This is a genomic window from Actinomadura keratinilytica (assembly GCF_039539665.1).
GTDB classification, from domain to species: domain Bacteria; phylum Actinomycetota; class Actinomycetes; order Streptosporangiales; family Streptosporangiaceae; genus Spirillospora; species Spirillospora keratinilytica.
The window spans coordinates 14862-36672 of sequence record NZ_BAABDO010000016.1; the positions used below are offsets into that span (position 1 = coordinate 14862).

Genomic DNA, 21811 nt, shown 5'->3' on the forward strand with positions numbered 1-21811 from the left:
CGTTCATACCGTCGGGGCATGACACGCGACATGACCTTCATCCTGGTCACCAACGCGCACGGCCACGGTGGCGCCGAGGTCGCGCGTGAGCGGTCGAACGGGCGGACGAGATGAACGCGACCGTCGATCCCAGCGGCCCGGCCTCGCCCGACGCCGGGACGGCCCCCGCGGCCGGGCGGCCCGAGGGGCTGCTGCGCGGCCGGTACCGGACGCCGACGCTCGGCATCGTCCTCGTCGTCACGCTGCTGGCGTTCGAGCAGATGGCGGTCGGGACGGTCATGCCGGTGACGGCGCGGGAGCTGGACGGCCTGGCACTGTACGCCTGGGGGTTCAGCGCCACGCTGATCGCGAGCGTGCTCGCGCTCGTGCTCGCGGGCGGGTGGTCCGACCGTTCCGGTCCGGTGCGTCCGCTCATGACGGGGCTGGCGACGTTCGTGGCCGGGCTCGCCGTCGCGGGGGCCGCCCCGGCGATGTGGGTGTTCGTCCTCGGACGCGCCGTCCAAGGGTTCGGCAGCGGCCTGGCGATGGTCCCGCTGTACGTGCTGATCGCCCGCGTGTACCCCGAGTCGCTGCGGCCCCGGGTGTTCGCGGCGCTGTCGGCGGCGTGGGTGCTGCCGTCGCTGCTGGGCCCGGCGCTGGGCGGGGCGGTCGCCGAGCACGCGGGGTGGCGCTGGGTGTTCCTGGGCATGATCCCGCTGGTCGTCCCGCCCGCGGTCATGCTGGTGCCCGCGCTGCGCCGGGTGCGCTCGTCCGCCGGTACGGCGCCGGCCGAGCGCGACACCGCGCGGCTGATGGCCGCGGTCATGGCCGCGGCGGGCGCCGCCGTACTGCTGTACGTGCTGGACCACCCGCGCTGGGTCCTGCTGCCCGTGGGCGCGGCGGCCGTGGCCGCGCTCGGGTACGCGCTGGTCCGGCTGCTGCCCGCCGGGACGCTGCGGATGCGACGCGGACTGCCCAGCGTCGTGCTGACGCGGGGGCTGCTGGCGGGCGCGTTCTTCGGCACCGACGCGTTCATCCCGCTGGCCCTGACGTCGCTGCACGGGTTCACGCCCACGCAGGCGGGCGTGGTGCTGATGGTCGCCTCGCTGGGCTGGTCGGCGGCGTCGCAGTACCAGGGCCGCTCGAACCGGCCGCGGCCCTTCCTCGTGCTGGCCGGCGCCGGGTTCGTCACCGCCGGGGTCGTCGCGGTGGCGGTCACCGCGCAGCTGCCGGGCTGGTGGACGGCGCCCGCCTGGATCCTGGGCGGCATCGGCATGGGCCTGGCCGTCGGCAGCCTCAGCGTGCTGCTGCTGGAGCTGTCGCCCGAGGGGAGGCAGGGCGTCAACTCCTCGTCGCTGCAGATCGCCGACATGCTCGGCTCGTCGCTGGTGATCGGTCTGGCGGGGGCGGTGGTCACCGGGTTCGGCGCCGACCGGCTCCGGCCGGGGCTGGCGGTCGCCGGGGCGCTGGCCGCCGCGATCGCCGCGCTGGGCATGCTCGCCGCGCTGCGCCTCACGGCGTCGAAGGAGGCCGGGTGACGCCGGGCCCGGACTTCACGGTCCCGGCGGCGCTGGAGGCGCGCGAACCGCCCGAGGCCCGCGGCCGGGGCCGCGACGGCGTGCGGCTGCTGGTGTGCCGCCGCTCCACCGGGGCGATCGGCCACCACCGGTTCCGTGAACTGCCCGGCCTGCTCGCACCCGGCGATCTGCTCGTAGTCAACACCTCGGCCACGCTGCCCGCCGCCGTACGGCTGCACAAGCTCGCCGTGCACTTCTCCACACCGCTGCCGGGCGAGGACGACGTGTGGCTGGTCGAGCTGCGGCTGCGTTCGGGGGAGGCGAGCGTCCCGTACGGCGGGGGCTGCACGGGTGAGTGGCTCCCGATGCCGGGGGGCGCCACGTTGACGCTCATACGGCGGCACACCGGCCGGCTGTGGGCGGCGCGGTTGAGCACCGGCGTCGTCCCATACCTGCGCCGGTACGGGGTGCCCATCCGGTACGGCCACGTGCGCCGCGACTGGCCCGTCGCCGCGTACCAGACCGTGTTCGCCCACGACGGCGACGACGGCGGCGCGGAGATGCCCAGCGCGGCGCGTCCGTTCACCGCGGAACTGGTGGCCGCGCTCGTCTCCCGCGGGGTGCTCCTGGCGCCGCTGACCCTCCACACGGGGGTGGCGTCACCGCGGGCGCACGAACCGCCGTACGCCGAACGCTACGAGGTGCCGGAGGCGACCGCCGCCGTGGTCGAGCACGTACGCGCCCGGGGCGGACGGGTCATCGCCGTGGGGACGACCGTCGTGCGCGCCCTGGAGACGGCCGTGGACGCCCATGGCCGGGTCCGCCCTTCCCGGGGGTGGACCGAGCACGTTGTGACCCCGGAGAGCGGCGTACGGGCCGTTGACGGGCTCCTCACCGGCCTCCACGCCCCCGGGTCGTCCCACTTAGAGATGGTCTCCGCCATCGCCGGCCCCGCCCTGACTGCCGCCGCCTACCGGGCCGCCCTGGACAACGGCTACCTGTGGCACGAGTTCGGCGACTCCAACCTCATCCTCCCCTGACACACCGGCCGTCCCAAAGGGTGTCCGCATGGCGGACCTCCCGCGCGGCGGCCGGGCCGCGGCCGGTACCGTTGTGAAAAGCATGGACGGGACAGCAGAGCGCACGCTGCTCATCACACTCACCGGCCGCGACCGCCCCGGCGTCACATCCCGGTTGTTCGGCACACTCGCCGAGTTCCCGCTGACGGTCTCCGACGTCGAGCAGGTCGTCATCCGCGGCCGCCTGGTACTGGGCGTGCTGGTCTCCTACTCCGACGGGGTCGACATCGGCCGCGTGTGGACGGCCGCCGAACGCCTCGCCACCGACCTCGACATGGAGATCGAGCTGTCCACCGGACGGTTCCGCACCATGCCGCGGCGCCGCGGCCGGCTGCACGTGACCGTCCTCGGCGCTCCGCTGCGCCCGGCGGCCATGGCGGGCATCGCGGGCCGCATCGCCGCGTCCGGCGCCAACATCGACCGCATCGAACGCCTGGCCGACACCCCGGTGACCTGCATCGAGATGGACGTCTCCGGCGCCGATCCGGAGGCGCTGCGGGCGGCGCTGGCGGTGGAGGCGGCCGAGCGGCAGGTCGACGTCGCCGTCCAGCCCGGCGGGCTGCACCGGCGGGCCAAGCGGCTGATCGTGATGGACGTCGACTCCACCCTGATCCAGGGCGAGGTCATCGAGCTGCTGGCCGCGCACGCGGGCTGCCAGGCGGAGGTGGCCAAGGTCACCGAGGCGGCCATGCGCGGCGAACTGGACTTCGAGGGGTCGCTGCGCGAACGCGTCGCCCTGCTGGCCGGGCTGGACGCCGCCGCCATCGACGAGGTGCGGCGCGAGGTGAAGCTGGCCGCCGGCGCCCGCACGATGGTGCGCACCCTCAAGCGGCTGGACTACAAGTTCGCCATCGTCAGCGGCGGGTTCACCCAGGTCACCGACGCGCTCGCCGCCGACCTCGGCATCGACTACGCGGCCGCCAACACCCTGGAGATCGAGAACGGCAAGCTCACCGGCCGGGTGATCGGGCCGGTGATCGACCGGGCCGGCAAGGCGGCGGCGCTGGAGCGGTTCGCCCGCGAGGCGGGCATCCCGATCAGCCAGACCGTCGCGATCGGCGACGGCGCCAACGACCTGGACATGCTGCAGGCCGCCGGGCTCGGCATCGCCTACAACGCCAAGCCGGTCGTGCGGCAGGCCGCCGACACCGCCGTCAACGTCCCCTACCTGGACACGATCCTGTTCCTGCTCGGCATCTCCCGCGAGGAGGTCGAAGCCGCCGACGCGGCGGACGCGGCGACCGCGCGCTGAACCCGCTCCCCGAACGTCCGCTACGACACCGTACGATCATCAGTGTCCGAGTCGGGGTACATGCTGGTGGGATGATCGCGCGAGTCCGGGGACGGTGAACGGTGCTGCAGCGTGCGCGTGAGGCGTACGCCGCCATCGGCGGCCGGGCGACGCCCTTCTACGGGATCGCCGCCGCGCTCGCGCTGGCCCTCCCGCTGGTCGTCGGGGCGCTGACCGGGCACGCGGCGCAGGGCGCGATGATCGCACTCGGCGCGTACCTGGTGGCGCTGCGGGCGCCCGAAGGGCCGTACGGGGCGCGCGCCCGCAACCTGGCCAGTGCCGTGCTGGTGGTCGCGGTCGGCGCGACGATCGGCGGCAACCTGTCCGGGCACACGTGGCTGGCGGTGGCCGTCGTGCCGCCGGTGGTGGCGCTCGGCAGCGTGTTCCCGTGGATCGGCCCGACCGCCGGGCTCGCCGTGCTGCTCACCGCCGTCCGCCCGTCCACCGGGGACGTCCTCTACGGCGGGTTCCTCGAACTGCTCGGCGGGCTGCTGGCCAGCGCGCTGCTGCTCGCCCCCTGGCCCGCGCGGCGGCTGCGCCCCCTGCGCGGCGCGCTGAGCGAGGCCGCCGACGCCGTCGCCGGACTGCTCGACGCCGTCGCCCAGGACGTCGGCGAGCAGCGCACCGAGGCGCTCGACGAGGTCGCGGTCGCCGATCCGGGTCTGGCCGCCGTCACCCGCAGGCCGGACTGGGAGGAGGCGCGCCGGGCCGCGTCGCGCGCCCTGACCAACGCCCGCGCCACCTACGGCTTCTACCGGTCGGGCCGCGGACGCGAGGAGCCCACCCGCCCCGAGCGGCTCATCGACGCGCTGTCGCGCATCATGCACGAGACCGTGGCGCTGCACTCGCTGATGGACGCGGCGCGGCGCCGTCCGCCCGGCCGCGAATGGGAGATGGAGGCGCGGGTCGCCGTCGCCGCCCTGGCCGCCCGGCTGCGCCTGCTGGCGGGCGCCGTCGCCGCGCCGGACGGCGGGCCGCTGGGCGACGCCGACTCGGCCGCGGTGCGCCGCCTGGGCCGCCAGATCGAGGCGATCCGGCGGGCCGGCCTGGCGGGCGAGGAGGACCTGGTCTCCGCCGCGCTGCTGGTGCAGATCCGCCGGTCGGTGGAGCGGATCTCCGGCGGCATCGAGTCGGCGCGCCGCGTGGTGTCCGGCGGCCTGCGCATCGGGTTCGGGCCGCCCCGGCTGCCGACCGCGCCGCAGCGGATCTCGGTGCTGGAGCGCTTCGGCACCGCGGTGCGCACCCGCTCGCCGGGGTTCCGGCAGGCCATGCGGGTGCTGGTCACCGCGGCCGTGGCGATGGCGCTGGCCGCGGCGCTGCACCTGCCGCACGGACAGTGGCTGACGATCACCGCGGCGCTCGGGCTGCGCGCCACCTACGACGAGACCGTCACGCACCTGATCCAGCGCGTCGGCGGCACCGTGCTCGGCTCGGTGATCGCCGCGCTGCTGCTGGCGCTGGCGCCCGGCCAGCTGGCCGCGGCGCTCATCCTGTTCGTCTTCGCGGTCATCGCCTTCACGCTGCGGTCGGTGAACTTCGGCTACTGGATGCTGTTCGGCACGCCGGTGTTCCTGATGCTGCTGGACTTCTCCATGCCGTCGAACTGGACCGCGGCGGGCGAACGCATCATCCTCGTCGTCGGCGGCGGGGTGCTGGCGTTCCTGGCCACGCGGCTGCTGTGGCCCACCGGCCACGCCGAGCGGCTGCCCGCCCAGCTCGGCCAGCTGCTCACCGTGCACGCCGACCTGGTGCGCGCCACCGCCGCCGTCGTGGAGGGCGACGCCGAGCGGCTCCCCCACGACAAGGTCGTGGCGGCGGAGCAGGCCGTGGAGGCGGTGACCGACTCGCGCAACCGCCTGGAGAACGAACGCGTCCCCGACACCGAGCGCATCGCCCGGCTGGACGATGTGATCAGCGCCGCGCGCGGAGTCCGCGACCATCTCATCGCGGTCGCCCGGATGGCCCGCCAGGACGTCGAGGACGTGGGCCCCGCCCCGGAGATCCTCGACCGCGTCGCCGACCACCTGGAGGAGACCCACGACCTGCTGTCGGCCCCGGAGCCGGCCGACGCCGACCTGCCGCCCCTGCGCGAACGCCTCGACGACGACTTCGCCGACCTCGACGCGCACCTGGCGAAGCTGGCGCGCCGCCGCCGCGCCGAGATCAAGGAGGGCGTGAGCACCGACGAGTACACGCCGCTGCGGCATGCGGTGCTGCAGGTCTCCGGCACCCGCTACGCACTGCGGTCGCTGCGCAAGGACGTCGACGACCTGGTCACCCAGTGCCTGGCCGCCGCGCCCCCGTCACCCGGGCGCCGCACCTGAAACTCGGGGGCGCCGCGACGCGGGCTCAGGGCGCGCCTAGGGAGTGTGGAACGCGGCCAGCGTGCCCGCCCCGGGCCAGGCGTCCGTCCAGCCGCCCGCCCATTCGATCACGGCGAGCGCGCACGTGGGGTAGGCGTTCGGGGCCGCCCCGGTCAGGTCGTGGACGAGCTGGTGCACCGACGGGTTGTGCCCGACGAGCAGCAGCGTGCGCACGTCGTCGGTCTCCCGGACGAGGGTGAGCAGGGCGTCGGCGTCGTTGGCGTAGATCTGGGACTCGTACCGCACCGGCGCCGGGACCGCCAGCCGTTCGAGGGTCTCCCGGGTGCGCGCGGCGGTCGAGCACAGCACCAGGTCGGGGGTGAGGCCCCGGCCGCGCAGCCACTCGCCCGCCGCCTCGGCGTCCCGCCGTCCCCGCTCGGTGAGGCTCCGCTCGATGTCGGGCGTCCCTCCGCCCGGGGCCGCCTTGGCATGACGCAGAACGAGCAACGTCGGCATGCCCGACACCCTAGCCGTCCCGCCTCCGGGGCCCGGTCAGGGGGCGACCAGCGCCGCCAGGAGCCACAGCAGGGCGATGATCGCCAGCATCCCGACGAGGATGACGGCCAGCCCCTTGGGTCCGGACATCGTGGACTTCCCCGTGCTCACCGCACGCCTCCTCATGATCACCAAAGGGGGCGTTGCGCCCTCGCCCCACCCTACGACCGCCCAAGGCCACCCCCGCACCGCCCCCCGCACCGCCCCCGCGGCGCACGCGGACGGCAACACAGGCGCACGGGCCGGGTCGACGCGGCGCGCTGATCGGGGCGCGCATACGCGGGGCCGACGACCGGGCGAGACGGCCGCCGGCCCCGCGTACGGTGCGATCAGGCCTTGTTCGCGGACGGCTCCTTGCCCGTGTCGGCCTTCCCGTCACCGACGAGCTCGGCCTTCTCGGCGGGCTCGGACGCGGCGGGCGCCGCACCGGACGCCACGGCACCGGCCTCGGCGCCGCCCGCCACGGCGGGCTGCGGCCCGCCCGCGCCGATCAGGTCCGTGCGCCGCTTGGACACCACGATCGCGGCGACCACGACGCCGACCGCCACCACGGTCACGCCCACCCGCAGCGGCACGTTGCCCGCGTACGTGACGACCGCGTCCGCGATCAGCAGCGCCACCAGGTTCATCACCTTGATCAGCGGGTTGATGGCCGGGCCGGCGGTGTCCTTGAACGGGTCGCCGACCGTGTCGCCGATCACCGTGGCCTCGTGCGCCTCGCTGCCCTTGCCGCCGAGTTCGCCCTCCTCGACCAGCTTCTTGGCGTTGTCCCAGGCGCCGCCGGAGTTGGCCAGGAACACCGCCATCAGCACACCGGCCGCGATCGCGCCGCCGAGGAAGGCGCCCAGCGGCGCGTACCCCAGCGCGAACCCGACCGCGATCGGCGTCATGATCGCCAGCAGCCCCGGGGTGGCCAGCTCGCGCTGGGCGTCCCGGGTGCAGATGTCGACCACCCGGTCGTAGTCGGGCTTCTCGGAGAAGTCCATGATCCCGGGCTTGGTGCGGAACTGCTCGCGCACCTCCACCACGACCCGTCCGGCCGCCCGGCCCACCGCCATGATCGCCAGGCCGGAGAACAGGAACACCACGGCCGCGCCGACGATCAGCCCGATCAGCACGTTGGGGTTGTCGATGGACAGGCTGAAGTCGGCGAACGAGCCGAGCGCGTCGCGGGCGCCGGCGGACGCGTCGCCCAGCGCGCCGACCACCGTGGTGCGGAACGAGCCGAACAGCGCGGTCGCCGCCAGCACGGCGGTGGCGATCGCGATGCCCTTGGTGATCGCCTTGGTGGTGTTGCCCACCGCGTCCAGCCGCTCCAGCACGGCCGCGCCCTCGCCCTCGACGTCGCCGGACATCTCGGCGATGCCCTGCGCGTTGTCCGACACCGGGCCGAAGGTGTCCATCGACACGATCACGCCGACCGTGGTGAGCAGGCCGGTTCCGGCCATGGCCACCGCGAACAGCGCCACGGTGGTGTTGCCGAAGCCCAGCAGGAACGCCCCGTACACCGCGGCGCCCACGACCAGCGCCGTGTAGACGGCCGACTCCAGGCCCAGCGAGATGCCCGCCAGGATCACCGTGGCGGGGCCGGTGCGGGCGCTGCCGGTGACCTCCTTGACCGGCTTGCGGCTGGTCTCGGTGAAGTAGCCGGTGAGCAGCTGGATGGCGCTGGCCAGCACGATGCCGATCAGCACCGCGCCGACGGCCACCCAGCGCGGGTCGGCGTCCAGGGCGCGGATGGACTGGTCGGTGACGCCCGACAGCTCGGCGAACGACGACGGCAGGTAGGCGAACGCCGCCACCGCCACCAGCACCGCCGAGATCACCGCCGACAGGAAGAAGCCCCGGTTGATGGCCGACATCCCGGAGCGGTCGCGGGCGCGCGGCGCCACCGCGAAGATCCCGATCACCGCGGTGACGACGCCGATCATCGGCACCACCAGCGGGAACACCAGGCCCTCGGTGCCGAACGCGGCGGAGCCGAGGATCAGCGCGGCGACCAGGGTCACCGCGTACGACTCGAACAGGTCGGCCGCCATGCCCGCGCAGTCGCCGACGTTGTCGCCCACGTTGTCGGCGATGGTCGCGGCGTTGCGCGGGTCGTCCTCGGGGATCCCCTGCTCGACCTTGCCCACCAGGTCGGCGCCCACGTCCGCGGCCTTGGTGAAGATGCCGCCGCCGACCCGCATGAACATCGCCAGCAGGGCCGCCCCGAAGCCGAAGCCCTCCAGCACCTTGGGCGCGTCGCCCTTGTACGCCAGCACGACCACGGCCGCGCCGAACAGGCCGAGCCCGACGGTGAACATCCCCGCGACGCCCCCGGTGCGGAACGCGATGCGCATCGCCCGGCGTTCGCCGTCCTCCTCGCGGGCCGCGGCGGCCACGCGGACGTTGCCGCGCACCGCCAGCCACATCCCGGCGAACCCGGTGACCGCGGAGAACAGCGCCCCGATGACGAAGAAGACCGACCGCCCCACCCGTTCGGCGGTGGAGTCGGCCGGCAGGAGCAGCAGCAGAAGCGGGATGAGCACCACGAAGACCGCGACCGTGCGGAACTGGCGTTTCAGGTAGGCGCCCGCGCCTTCCTGCACCGCCCGCGCGATGTTCTGCATCTTCTCGGTGCCCTGGCCGGCGCCCAGCACCTCGCGTACCAGTCCCGCGGCGACGGCCAGTGCCAGCAGAGCGATCACGGCGACGACGACGACCAGCGTCTGGTCGCCGCCGCCGAGATCCACGTCCGCGGCGGCCGGGCTTGACAGGGAAAGCCCAGACATGCGTCCTCCTCGACAGGGGCGTGCGAGCTCTGATCGTCCAATAAGGACGATCTTTACCGCGTACCCCGCGAGTGACCGTTTTAGACACCTCGCACGGCAACGCGGGTGCCGGGAGTCTACGCAGGCAACGGAAAGATGAGAACCCCGCGAGCTCGGCATTGAAGAAGATGTTTGGAAACGCCCAGCTTTACGGCAGATTTTCCCGCGAACGCCGACGATTGCCGCATCGCCGCAGGTCAGACGCGGTTCGCCGAGGCAGCAAGCCTGGTCGGCCGCCGCACCGCATCGATTCTGACGCCTCTTTTACTCCAAACCGAAATACGCATTACGTACAGGCTCAAACCGGCGCCGCGTGCCCGCCCCGAAAGATGATCTCATAAGCACCGCACCGCTCCGTCCCACCTGCCCCACGACGAATCACAATTCGCCGCGATCACACATGATCGATAATCGATTGTGCACCTTGTCGCAAAGTCATCGGCGCACGGGTGCGGCACGGGCTGCATGCCCGGCTATCAGAGCGGGGAGCGTCAGTCGTAGAGGCCCGGCACGGGGCGGAGCGTGCCGTCGTCCCCGATCGCCCGGTAGTAGCAGGAGCGGCGCGCCTGCCCGGAGGGCAGCTTCGTGTGGCAGGCCCCTCCCGTCGTGGGACGGACCCGGTAGAGCAGCGAGTTCTGCTCGCAGTTGACGCGGACCTCGACCAAGGCCAGCGTGTCCCCCGACGTGGCCCCCTTGCGCCACAGCTCGTTCCGGGACGTGGACCACAGGACGGCGATGCCCTCGTCGAGCGACGCCCGCAGCGCCGTCTCGTTCGCGTACCCCACGAACAGGACCTCGCCGCTGTCGGCGTCCTGCAGCACGACGGGCACCACCTGCGCCCCCGTGGCGGCGACCGCGGCCAGCTTCCCGAAGTCGAGTTCGAGCCGGAGACCTTCTTCGAGCTCCTTCATCTGCTTCCTCCTCCGTGACGGTGCCCCGGGCGGGGCCGGCGGAACGGGTGCGGCAGACGCCAAGGAGCCGGTACGGCGTTCGCCACGCTCGTACCGGCTCCTGGCTCGTCTGCGAAATCGGCCTTGGCCCCGCCGACCCGTCCTCAGCCCGCCGGGCGGTCCACCGTTGCCCGCGATGGGGGCGGGCCGTCCGCCTCGGCAGGCGCCGCGGCCGCGTTGTCGGCTGCTAGGGCGGGCCCGCCTGCTCGCGGCCGGCCCTCTGGCGGTGCCTGTGCGGCGCGCCTCCGGGGCTGCGGCTCCCCGCGTCCACGGCGGGGCGCGGCCTGCGTGGGGCGGGGCGGACTGGGGTCAGCTCTGGGGCGGTACGCCCTCTCCGGCGGGCCAGCTCATCCGGATCTGAACGCCCTTGGGGGTCGAGGAGATCTCCACGTCGTCCGCCAGGCCGGAGATGACCGCCAGGCCGAGGTCGGCGGTCCCGTTCCCCAGCGCGTACTCCAGGCCGTTCGGCTCGGCGGGCAGGCCGCGGCCGGCGTCCTCGCTGGGGACGGTGTCGCTGACGGTCACTTCGAACCGGCGGCCGGTGCCGTTCAGCTCCAGCCGCACCGGTTCGTCCGGACAGTGCCGCTGGTGCGCCTCGACGGCACGTGAACACGCCTCGCCCACCGCCAGCCGGACCTCGTCCAGCAGGGCCTCGGCGACGCCGCTGCGGCGGGCCACCGCCGTGACGATCAGCCGTGCCGTGCGGACATGGGCCGGCAGGGCGCTGAATGTGAGCTCAACGGGTCCCATCGCGGCCGGGCCGTCTACTTGGCGCCCTTGCGCTTTTCCTCGGCCTCGGCGATCGAGTCGTGGATGCCGAAGACCTTGGTCAAGCCGGTGATGCGGAAGATCTTCAGGATGCGCTCCTGGGTGCACACCAGCTCCAGCGACCCGTCGTGTGCCCGCACGCGCTTGAGGCCGCCGACCAGCACGCCGAGACCGGTCGAGTCGAGGAACTCGACCTTCTCCATGTCAACGAGGAGGTGGAACTTGCCCTTGTTGACCAGGTCGATGAGCTTCTCGCGAAGCCTCGGCGCCGTGTAGACGTCGATCTCGCCCTCCACCGTGATGACGGTCAGGCCGTCTTCGGTGGTGTAGTCGTTCACCTTCAGGTCCACAGATCCTCCAGCGCCATGCAGCACACTTCGATCCCGTCGTCTGCGATACCGGCCGCTGGGGGGCGGTTCGCGGGCGCCGGGACTCCGCCGTGATTCAATCACGCTCCGGCGTCGAGTACGCGCGTTATCGCCCAGTCGGACGAAACTTCGTACGGCCGTCTGACCTGCTGATCTGCCGGTCGTGACGAGGGGAAGCGGCCCTGCGGCGCCGGGGCGTTCACGTACTTGTGCCCGGGCTGGCAGACTGAAAAACCTGATGGGCCCGCAAAGATCTTCGACCCCTCTGGACCGGCTGCTGGCCGTGCCGTCCCGGCGCGACCGCATCACCCACGTCCAGCGGGTGCCCGCACGCCGGGGCCGTCGCGCCGACTGGCCGCGCTGGGCCCCGGAGACGCTGGTGCGGCGGCTGAACGCCGCGGGGATCGACGCGCCCTGGCGGCACCAGGCCGAGGCGGCCGAGCACGCCCGGTCGGGACGCTCTGTGATCATCGCCACGGGCACCGCGTCCGGGAAGTCGCTGGCCTATCTGCTGCCCGCCGTCGCCTCCATCTACGAGGAGGACGCCCGGAGCCAGGGCACCGTGCTCTACCTCTCCCCCACCAAGGCGTTGGCCGCCGACCAGCTGCGCACACTGCGGTCACTGCGGTTGACGCGGGTGCGGGCCGCCACCTACGACGGTGACACGCCCCGTGAGGAGCGCGCCTGGATACGGCAGCACGCCAACTACGTGCTGACCAACCCCGACATGCTGCACCGCTCCATCCTTCCCGCGCATGGGCGGTGGAGCGCCTTCCTGCGCCGACTGCGCTACGTCATCGTGGACGAGGCCCACGGGTACCGGGGCGTGTTCGGTTCCCACGTGGCGCAGGTGCTGCGGCGCCTTCGCCGCGTGTGCGCGCGGTACGGGGCGTCGCCCGTCTTCATCCTGGCCTCGGCCACCACATCCGAACCCGCGACGACCGCGTCCCGCCTTACGGGCCTGGACGTGGTCGCGGTGGACGACGACGCGTCTCCCCGGGGGCCGGCCACATTCGCCCTGTGGGAGCCGCCGCTGACCGAGCTGCGCGGCGAGCAGGGCGCCCCCGTGCGCCGCACCGCCACCGCCGAAACCGGCGATCTGCTGGCCGACCTGGTGGTCGAGGGGGTGCAGACGCTGGCGTTCGTCCGTTCCCGGCGCGGCGCGGAGTCGGTGGCGCTCGGAGCCAAGCGCGCGCTGGAGGAGGCCGCCCCCGAGCTCGTCGACCAGGTGGCGGCCTACCGCGCGGGCTACCTGCCCGAGGAGCGGCGCGCGCTTGAGGCCGCCCTGCGCTCACGCGAACTCATCGGCCTCGCCAGCACCAACGCCCTGGAACTGGGCGTCGACGTGTCCGGTCTGGACGCGGTGGTCGTGTGCGGTTGGCCCGGCACCCGCGCGTCCCTCTGGCAGCAGGCGGGCCGCGCTGGACGCTCCGGGCAGGCCGCGCTCGCCATCCTGGTGGCCCGGGACGACCCCCTCGACACCTACCTCGTCCACCACCCGGAGGCGATCTTCGGAACGCCGGTCGAGGCCACCGTGCTCGACCCCGACAACCCGTACGTCCTCGAACCGCACCTGTGCGCCGCCGCGTCCGAGCTGCCGCTGACCGAGGACGATCTCGACCTGTTCGGGCCGTCCACCGCCGGCCTGCTGCCGGACCTGGTGCGCCGCGGCCTGCTGCGCCGCCGTCCCGCCGGGTGGTACTGGACGCGCCGCGACAAGGCCGCCGACCTGGCCGACATCCGCGGCGCGGGCGGCCCGCCGATCCAGGTCGTCGAGGCCGCCACCGGGCGCCTGCTGGGCACCGTGGACGAGGCGTCGGCGCACACCACCGTCCACGAGGGCGCCGTCTACATCCACCAGGGCGAGACCTTCCTCGTCCAGACCCTCGACCTGGACGACTCGGTCGCGCTGGTGCAGGAGGCCGAGCCCGACTACTCCACCACCGCCCGCGACGTCACCGACATCCGCGTGGTCGAGCGCCTGCGCTCGGTCTCCTGGGGCGAGGCGACCCTCAACTACGGCACCGTCGATGTGACACGGCAGGTCGTCGCGTACCAGATGCGGCGCCTGCAGACGGGCGAGATGCTGGGCGAGAAGCCCCTGGACCTGCCGCCCCGCACCCTGCGCACCCGCGCCGTCTGGTGGACGCTGTCGCAGACCCAGGTGGAAGGTCTGGGCGACCTCGACCTGGCGGGCTCGGCCCACGCCGCCGAACACGCCTCGATCGGCCTGCTCCCCCTGTACGCGACGTGCGACCGCTGGGACATCGGCGGCGTCTCCACCGCCCTCCACCCCGACACGGGCCTGCTGACGGTCTTCGTGTACGACGGCCATGAGGGCGGCGCCGGGTTCGCCGAACGCGGCTACGCCAACGCCGCCACCTGGCTGCACGCGACCCGCGAGGCCATCATCTCCTGCGAGTGCGAATCCGGGTGCCCCTCCTGCATCCAGTCGCCCAAGTGCGGTAACGGCAACGACCCGCTGGACAAGCACGGCGCCCTGGTCATGCTGGCCGAACTCCTCCGCCGCGCCCCCGCCCCGTAGGGGCGCCGGGGCGCTCCCCGCCACCCGCGAGCGGGCCGCTCGCTTGACCCGCTCATAGCTAACCGTTATCTATATGGCTGACCGTTAGGGGGTCGGATGCAGGACGTGGTGCTGGCGCTGCTGGCCAAGGAGCCCGCGCACGGGTACGAGCTGCGCGCCAGGCTGCAGCACGCGCTGGGCCCGCTCGGCGACGACCTCAACGCCGGGCAGGTGTACGTGACGTTGCGGCGCCTGGAGAAGGCGGGGCTGGTGACAGTCCGGCTCGTCGGGCAGGCCGACCGGCCCGACCGCAAGGTCTACGAACTGACGCCGGCGGGCCAGGAACGCGTTGCCCGCTGGCTGGCCGACGTGGACCGGGCGACCCGTCCGGCGCCGACCGACCTCTACCTGAAGCTCGTGGCCGCCGCCTCGTCCGGGCTGGCCGACCCCGTGGACGTCGTCGACGCCCAGCGGCGCGAACTGCTGCGCCGGCTGGCGGACGTCCAGCGGGCCGCGCTCGCCCAGCCCGCCGGATCCGGCCCGGCACTGCTCCTGGAAGGCGCCGTCCTGCGGCTGCAGGCCGATCTGCGCTGGTTGGACGCGTGCGCCGCGCACTGGGCCGACCGCCCGCGGGGCTGACCGGAAAGAAGTGAGGAACCGTGGAACCCATCCTGCGGGCCCACCGCCTGCGCAAGCACTACGGCAAGGGCACGGGCCTGGTCCGCGCCGTCGACGACGTCGATCTCGACGTCGCCCCCGGCGAGGCGCTGGCCGTCGTCGGCCCGAGCGGCTGCGGCAAATCGACGCTGCTGCACCTGCTCGGCATGCTGGACCGCCCGGACGGCGGCCAGATCTGGCTCGGCGGCGAGCGCATCGACCGGCTGTCGGAGACCGCGGCCGCCCGGCTGCGCCGCCGCGCCGTCGGCTTCGTGTTCCAGGCGTTCCACCTGGTGGACGAGCTGACCGCGCGGGAGAACGTGGAACTGCCCGCCCTGCTCGCCGGGGTCTCCCCGCGTGCCGCCCGCCACCGCGCCGCCGCCCTGCTCGACCGCGTCGGCCTCGCCGACCGCGCCGGACACCTGCCCGCGCAGTTGTCCGGTGGGCAGCGCCAGCGGGTCGCGGTCGCGCGCGCCCTCGTCAACGACCCGGGCCTGCTGCTGGCCGACGAGCCCACCGGCAACCTCGACACCGCGGCCACCGGCGAGGTGCTGCGGCTGTTCGACGAGCTGCGCGCCGAGGGCCGCACACTGGTGATCGTCACGCACGACTCCCGGATCGCCGCGGCCGCCGACCGGCTGATCACCATGCGGGACGGCGGGTTCGTCGACCAGACCGTGCTCGGCCGCACCGGCCACGGCACCGGCCTCGGCGCGATGAGCGGGCTGGTGTGACATGGGACGCTTCCTGCTCGCCTTCCGCCTGGCCCGGCGCGACCTGCGGCGACGCCGCGCCCAGGCGTTCCTGCTGCTGGTGGCGATCGCGGCCACCACGACGACGCTGACACTCGGCCTGCTCGTACGCAACGCCGCCGACGACCCGTGGGACCGCACCCGCGCCGCGACCGCGGGCCCCGACGCCGTCGCCACCGCTTCCGCCTCCGACGCACGCGCTTTGGCGGCTCTGGCGAAGGCCGACGGCGTGGCCGACGCCGTCCGGCCGTTCCCGACCTTCTCCGTACGCCTCGGCGTCCGGGACACCCAGGTCAACGCGGTCGTCCAGGGCCGCGACATCGTGCCGAGCCGGATCGACCGCCCCTACGTCACCTCGGGCTCGTGGCTGCGCCGCGGCTCGGTCGTCGTGGAACGGGCGTTCGCCGACGCCCTGAGCGTCCGCCCCGGCGACGAGGTCACCCTGGCCGGGCGCCGCTTCACCGTCGCCGGAATCGCCGTCACCACCGGCCGGGCGCCCTATCCGTCGTCCGCGCCGGGCCTGGTCTGGACGACCCGCGCCGACGCCGCCCGCCTGCCCGCGCTCGCGCAGCGGCGGCTGACCATGCCGCTGCGCCTGGACGACCCGTCCGCCGCCCCGGCCTTCGCCGCCCGCCACCCGGGCGTCACGCCCTGGCAGACCCTGTCCGAGTACGCCACCGCCGAGCTCACCCTGGCGAACAACGCGCTGATCACCGGATCCTGGGCGCTGGCGATCCTCGCGGGCCTGTGCATCGCCCTGCTGGTCGGCGGCCGCCTCGCCGAGCAGAGCCGCCGCGTCGGGCTCCTCAAGGCCGCCGGGGCGACACCGGCCGTCGTCGCCCTCACCCTCCTGGCCGAGCACATGTTCATCGCGGTCGCCGCCGCCGTCATCGGGCTGCTCGCGGGCTGGGCCGCGTCCCCGCTGCTGACGGGTCCGAACGCGGGCCTGCTGGAGTCCGGCGGCACCGCCCCCACCATGGGCATCGTCGCCGCCGTCCTGCTGCTCGCACTCGGCGTCACCGCGACGGCCACCGCGTTCCCGGCGCTGCGCGGCGCCCGCGTCACCACGGCGCACGCCCTGCGCGCCCCCGTGCGCCCGCCGCGCCGCCTCGGCCTGCCGTCCGGGCTGCCGGTCACCCTGCTGCTCGGCCTGCGCATCGCCGCGCGCCGCGTCCGCCGCACGATCCTGGCCGCGCTCAGCACCGCCGTCACCGTCGCCATGATCGTCGCCGCGCTCGCCATGAACCGGGACGTGGCCCGCATGGACGGCCGGGCGACCGGGCCCGACTTCGTCCCGGGGGCGGGCAACCCCGTCACCGAACGCGTCAGCCAGATCGTCCTGGTGCTGGCCGTCGCGATGCTGCTGCTCGCCGCGGTCAACTCCGTCCTCACCGCGTGGGCCACGTCCCTGGACACCCTGCGCACCTCGGCGCTCGCCCGCGCCCTCGGCGCGACCCCCCGCCAGATCACCAGCGGCCTCGTCGCCGCCCACCTGCTGCCCGCCACCGTGGCCGCCGCCGGCGGGCTACCCCTGGGCCTGGCGGTATACGCGGCGGCCCGCGCAGTCGGGCAATCCTCGGCGTCCGGCCAGGTCCCGATCCTGTGGCTGGCCGCCGTCCTCCCCACGGCACTGGCGGCCGTCACCGCCCTGACCGCCATCCCCGTCAGGCACGCCGCCACCCGCCCGGTCGCCCCGACGCTCACAACCACCTGAAGATGCAGACGCCCCCATCCACCACGACCGCCCCTCAAACGCCCACACGCCGACGCAAACAGCCGCGCCGTGGCGGGCAGACGGCGCACACGACGCGGTGCCCTGACATCAGGGCCGCCGCAGACCCATCAAAACCTGCAGTTGGGACAACAGGCCGCGCCACGCCGCGCCGTCAGGCGCGGCACCACCCACCTGTCGCACCTACCTTCACAACCACCAAGAGGTGAGCGCCCCGGTCACCACAGCCACCCGTCAACAAGCAGGCACCGGTCAGGGCCGCCGCACACCCGCCTGCACAGGCACCACCGGAACCTGCTGCTGGGACGGCACGTTGCGCCGGGCCATGGCCAGCTCGCGTTCGAGCCGCCGCTTCTCCTGCTCCAACGCCTGGATGGACTCCGCGTGCTCGTCCCGCAGCTCACGCAGCTCACGCCGCAGACCGACGGCCCGCCGGACCCCGACCGCCGCGATCGCCGCACCGGCCATGAACACGACGGCGGCCACGGCACCCGCCATGAACACCTGCCACTCGGCCGCGACCCCCGGCACGGCCTCCCCGTACACCATGAGCTCAGCGTCGCCGGTGTTGTCCGCGATGACGCCCGCGCCCACCACCAGCGCGGCGCCCACGAGCAGCAACCCCAAGAAGACCATGCGGAGGGTTCTCCTCTCCGTCGCGGGGAGATCTCAGCTGGAAAGGGAGCCTAGACCGTTCCCATTTACGACGCCATCCCCAAGCGCAGTCTTTCACCCGCCGCACCCCACGGACCTGCCGCAAGCTCCCCGCCGCCTCCTTCAACCTCCGGACACGGAATCAGCCCGCCTTGCACCCCCACACGACCCCCCGTAAACCACACCTAACGCGCCCCCGAAAGCAATGACACCCCAAACCACCGACCAAGCGAATTCACTCCGGCCCAAAACACAAAAAGACCGAGCACGGCGGACACCAACGTCACGCAGCACCACACCAAAAGCACACGCCGAGCAACGCCCCCCTCCGATACACCCCACACAGGGCACCTCAGCCACCTTCCCCCCAGACAAAACATCGGGAGAAACAGCGGCCTGGCCCAGCATGGTCAGCGACACCAAAAACGCTTACCGCCTCCGCATCACCGTAGACATGTCCGTCCTCCACGCCACAAGAACAGATGACACCGACCCCACCCAACCACGTCCACAATCCCACACCCGCACGCCATTAACCCCCACGACCAGCGACTACACCCTTACTCGTGCTCCCTCCGCACCCCCCGGACAAATGACCGAAGGAGAGCCGCCCCTCTCCCCCAAGATGCGTTTAGGGTCGCTACCAGGAGCGAATCCGGCAAGCCTGCTCGGCTCCCGATCGGTCCCCATGTCCTCTTCCCACCCGACGGCATGGGTCACCACGTAATCCCGATCCCCGCCGGTCTCCAGAATGAGACACCGAGCGGACGCGGCGAGGCCGGAGTTCTCAGCGCGAATGCGCTCATCCTCGTCCGGTGTCGCACAACGGATCACAAGGCCGTCGTACTCAATCCTGATTTTCATTGCCGCAACGGGATTGAAGACCACGTCGATGCGAGACCGCCTACTCCCATCCCGCCAGGTCGTGCGCGTACGCAGCAACAACTGACTGTGGCTGATGGTGCAAGCCCAGGTGGTGAAGGCCCGATCGGAGCGAAAGAAAGAGCTCCGCACCGGGCACGAAGCGATCCTCGGTGTTCAGCCAATCCCGTGCACGCATGACGCCAACCCTCCCTGACCACCACCCCCACCCGCCTGGCCACCAACCAAATGTCGCCGCACACCTACACGATGAACAGACGCGACCACACAGCTGCCCCCGACAGCCCGCGAGCCGTCCGGTCAGTAGGTGTCGTTCGGTTCCTGATGTAGGGCCGGCGGTCGGCTGGTAGAGCGGCCTGGGCCTGCGCTCGGTTGCGCTGCCGGCGTGGGACCGGTGGTGGTTCTCCAGCCGAGCCGGCCACCGAAGACGGCCTGCCGCTCGGCTCTTGAGACGTAGGGCCGCTGGTAGGCCCATTCCTCCAGCAGAGCGCGGTGGAAGCGTTCGCCCTCGCCGTTGGTCTAGGTGTGGGCGGCCGGGCGGGATACGGTCTACTTCACCTTGTGACGGGCGCCGCCCTGACGGTCTCCGCTGGCCCGACGCTTACCGGGTTGGCGGGACGGCTTGGCGGCACGGCTCCCGGCTCCCCTGGTGCGTGAACCACCGAGAGCCGCGGGGCGCCGCCCCACGCGGGACGGGGGCCTGCCGCCGCGTGAGGACGTCGACTTGCCCTTCGAGGCCGGTGCGCCCTTCGCCGCTTTGGCGAGGGACGAAAGGTCCGCGGTTCTGGCGACGGCCTCGGCCCGGGCGATCTGCTTCCTCGCCTTGACGACGCGCTTGCGCCCAGACCCGCTCCGCGCGATGCGGGCCGCCATGCCCTGGCTGCTGAGCCCCGAGTTGGCGACGCGCATGCGCCGTGTCCACGTGCCCAGGTGCGCCGCGATCAGCAGCAGGATGAGGGCGATGGCCACGCTCGTACCCCACTGCATGCTCTCGGGCGCAGCGACGTTCTGGGCCTTTGGCCGGCTCTGGTCGGCCACCTGCGGCGCGGGATACGTCAGGCCGGGCGTCGCTCCGTCCGGCTGGACCGAGGGCAAGGTCACCGGAGAGGCGTTGTTGAAAGGCGTCAGCGGCGTCGTGCCACGGGACGTGTTCCCCGGCAAGGACGGCACGGAACTGGACGGTGAGGGGGTATTGGAACCGCCGCTTCCCCCACCGCTGCTGCCCTTGACGGTCACGCTCGCCGACGCATAAGCCGAGTAGACCGACCCTCCGGAACCGTCGGAACGCTTGGCCCGCACCTGCACCGGGATCGTCCCGCTGGTTCCGGACGGCACGCTGAACGTGGTCGAGCAGCTCGTCCCCGAGCACAGCCCGTCCACCGTCCCGCTCTTGGATCCGACGGACCCCGCACTGATCGAGTATCCGGTGAGGTCGTTCTCCAGCCCCTTGTTCCAGCGAACGGTGAGCTTGCCACCCGTGACCGAAGCCGACAGGCCCCCCGGTGCCGCGGGCGGGACCCGCGCGTAGAAATCGCGGGTCGCCTTGGTGTGCCACGACAGCAGGATCTTCTCCTGCAGCTGCACCTCGTAACGGCCGTTGTCACCGAGTGCCGCGGTCCCGCTCAGGCTCTCGGTGCGCAGGCTCTCCTTGGAGTCGACGACCTGCTCGTTACCGTTCGGGCTGACGACCACCAGGCGCCAGGCGGTCAGCACCTCCGTGGTGGCCGAGACGGTGACCGAGCTACCGCTGCGGATCACGGCGCCGTCGCTGGGACTGGTGATTCCGGCGCTGGCCGCGTAGGCCGGAACGGCGGTGCCGAGAATCGGGGCGCTCATCGCAAGGGGTGCCGTGAGCACGACTGCACCGATCCTGCGAATCCAGGTCACGGCCTCAATCCCTCCATCGGACGATCCGCCGACTTCGCTCCGTCCGTCGAACCCGGCCCGGCCATCCGGCGGGCGGCCGAGGAGACCGCGCCGTGTCTGATGATTCCGGGGGGTTGAGGGCAGCGTAACGTACCAGCGGGTAACCCACGTCACAGTACGGTGACAAACCCGCGTCGTCGATGGCCGTCGCCGGTCGTCGGCACCTCGCGCGCACGATCACCGCCTGCTATTGACGCCCCGTTCAACGAGTCGTGTGTGGTAAGGGTACGCTTTCCGACTCCGCGGGACCACCCCGGGCCCGGGAAACGATCCGGATATCGCCGATCGCCATCGCCCCTGTGACCGCCATCGTCACCGATACATCGACGATGTTTCCCCGTACCCGGCACCTCTTCAGCCGCCCACCGAAATCACGCACTACGACCGCGGCGCTCCTACAGGCCTCACCGGCCCCTTCGGCGACTCGCGCCGCCGCGGCCAGCGCTGCAAGATCTGCCGCGGCGTCCGCCCGGTGCCGCGCTACCCGTACACCGCCCACGGTCATGGCCGCCACGGCCGAAAACCACAGGACCGCCATGAAGGCGACCGACCACAGCGTCCCTCCCCCGTCATCACCCGCACTCTTCATGCACAAGCTTCCTTTCCAACACGACCACCACCTGGTGGACAGCGGCCCTCAAACCTGGCCCTCACCTGCTCATATGCCGCGAACTGACAGATGGGCGGCGTAAGTACCCGCGGTGGCCTCGTCCCAGCAGCTGTCTCCGGCTCAGCAGCGACTTCGCCCAACGACAGCTGCACGTCGGTCATGCCCCCTGCGGCACTACGGCCCGATCTTGCTTTCTGGCCCAGCGGCTGCTGAGGCCCAGGTCGTGTCCGGTGGATCTCGGCGGCCGCACGCCCGCCTCCGATGCAGCCGCCCTGCCGACACCGCAACGTGGTCGAACACCGCACCAACCGCCCCGAAACGAGGCGCGGCATCGCCACCCGCCACGCCAGGCCCGCCTGTCACCACCGAGCCGGAGCACCCCGACCACCGCGCCGCTGGCGGAGACCAGGCCCGACAGCGGCAGCGGTCGTCCACCCGCCTTCGACACGAC

General features: G+C 72.8%; 16 protein-coding genes. 8 read left to right on the plus strand and 8 right to left on the minus strand.

The features are described 5' to 3' along the window. Positions 1–110: 110 nt before the first annotated feature. The 4 genes from ABD879_RS08275 to ABD879_RS08290 all read left to right on the plus strand — a co-directional run bounded on the left by ABD879_RS08275 (position 111) and on the right by ABD879_RS08290 (position 6190). Positions 111–1517, plus strand: coding sequence for an MFS transporter (locus ABD879_RS08275; RefSeq protein ID WP_345019060.1), 1407 nt, complete (start codon positions 111–113; stop codon positions 1515–1517). After that, complete coding sequence (locus tag ABD879_RS08280) at positions 1514–2536, plus strand: S-adenosylmethionine:tRNA ribosyltransferase-isomerase (RefSeq protein WP_345019062.1); 1023 nt, start codon at positions 1514–1516, stop codon at positions 2534–2536. The genes ABD879_RS08275 and ABD879_RS08280 overlap by 4 nt, the downstream gene beginning before the upstream one ends. 82 nt (positions 2537–2618) lie before the next feature. Then, a complete protein-coding gene (gene serB, locus ABD879_RS08285) occupies positions 2619–3827 on the plus strand; it encodes a phosphoserine phosphatase SerB (RefSeq protein WP_345019064.1) in 1209 nt (402 codons plus the stop codon). A gap of 101 nt (positions 3828–3928) precedes the next feature. Continuing rightward, the gene (locus ABD879_RS08290) at positions 3929–6190 is read left to right on the plus strand and encodes an FUSC family protein (protein WP_345019066.1); all 2262 of its coding nucleotides are present in this window, start codon (positions 3929–3931) and stop codon (positions 6188–6190) included. Positions 6191–6226: 36 nt separating this feature from the next. On the opposite strand, the gene ABD879_RS08295 is transcribed toward ABD879_RS08290, so the two are convergent. The 5 genes from ABD879_RS08295 to ABD879_RS08315 all read right to left on the minus strand — a co-directional run bounded on the left by ABD879_RS08295 (position 6227) and on the right by ABD879_RS08315 (position 11605). Beyond that, complete coding sequence (locus ABD879_RS08295; RefSeq protein ID WP_345019068.1) at positions 6227–6685, minus strand: SixA phosphatase family protein; 459 nt, start codon at positions 6683–6685, stop codon at positions 6227–6229. Between the two features lie 368 nt (positions 6686–7053). Beyond that, a complete protein-coding gene (locus tag ABD879_RS08300; RefSeq protein ID WP_345019071.1) occupies positions 7054–9498 on the minus strand; it encodes a sodium-translocating pyrophosphatase in 2445 nt (814 codons plus the stop codon). A 530-nt stretch (positions 9499–10028) separates the two neighbouring features. Then, the gene (locus ABD879_RS08305; protein ID WP_345019073.1) at positions 10029–10448 is read right to left on the minus strand and encodes a phosphoribosyl-AMP cyclohydrolase; all 420 of its coding nucleotides are present in this window, start codon (positions 10446–10448) and stop codon (positions 10029–10031) included. Positions 10449–10796: 348 nt separating this feature from the next. Next, entirely contained in the window at positions 10797–11237 is a 441-nt protein-coding gene (locus tag ABD879_RS08310) for an ATP-binding protein (RefSeq protein WP_345019075.1), read from the minus strand. Between the two features lie 14 nt (positions 11238–11251). Then, entirely contained in the window at positions 11252–11605 is a 354-nt protein-coding gene (locus ABD879_RS08315; RefSeq protein ID WP_344952877.1) for an STAS domain-containing protein, read from the minus strand. Between the two features lie 256 nt (positions 11606–11861). On the opposite strand from ABD879_RS08315, the gene ABD879_RS08320 reads away from it, so the two are divergent. The 4 genes from ABD879_RS08320 to ABD879_RS08335 all read left to right on the plus strand — a co-directional run bounded on the left by ABD879_RS08320 (position 11862) and on the right by ABD879_RS08335 (position 17270). Further along, complete coding sequence (locus ABD879_RS08320; protein ID WP_345019078.1) at positions 11862–14168, plus strand: DEAD/DEAH box helicase; 2307 nt, start codon at positions 11862–11864, stop codon at positions 14166–14168. A 96-nt stretch (positions 14169–14264) separates the two neighbouring features. Then, the gene (locus ABD879_RS08325) at positions 14265–14786 is read left to right on the plus strand and encodes a helix-turn-helix transcriptional regulator (protein ID WP_345019079.1); all 522 of its coding nucleotides are present in this window, start codon (positions 14265–14267) and stop codon (positions 14784–14786) included. A gap of 20 nt (positions 14787–14806) precedes the next feature. Then, on the plus strand, positions 14807–15538 hold the full coding sequence (locus tag ABD879_RS08330) for an ABC transporter ATP-binding protein (protein WP_345019081.1): 732 nt from the start codon (positions 14807–14809) through the stop codon (positions 15536–15538). A gap of 1 nt (position 15539) precedes the next feature. Further along, positions 15540–17270, plus strand: coding sequence for an ABC transporter permease (locus ABD879_RS08335; protein ID WP_345019083.1), 1731 nt, complete (start codon positions 15540–15542; stop codon positions 17268–17270). 270 nt (positions 17271–17540) lie between these two features. Here ABD879_RS08335 and ABD879_RS08340 read toward each other — a convergent pair whose 3' ends face one another. The 3 genes from ABD879_RS08340 to ABD879_RS08355 all read right to left on the minus strand — a co-directional run bounded on the left by ABD879_RS08340 (position 17541) and on the right by ABD879_RS08355 (position 21339). Further along, positions 17541–17924 carry a hypothetical protein gene (locus ABD879_RS08340; RefSeq protein WP_345019085.1) on the minus strand — a complete coding sequence of 128 codons (384 nt, stop codon included), beginning with the start codon at positions 17922–17924 and terminating at the stop codon, positions 17541–17543. A gap of 1449 nt (positions 17925–19373) precedes the next feature. After that, positions 19374–20711, minus strand: coding sequence for a hypothetical protein (locus ABD879_RS08350; protein WP_345019087.1), 1338 nt, complete (start codon positions 20709–20711; stop codon positions 19374–19376). Between the two features lie 241 nt (positions 20712–20952). Then, positions 20953–21339 (minus strand): Rv3654c family TadE-like protein, encoded by a 387-nt coding sequence (locus ABD879_RS08355; protein WP_345019089.1) that lies wholly within the window; start codon positions 21337–21339, stop codon positions 20953–20955. Positions 21340–21811 lie beyond the last annotated feature (472 nt).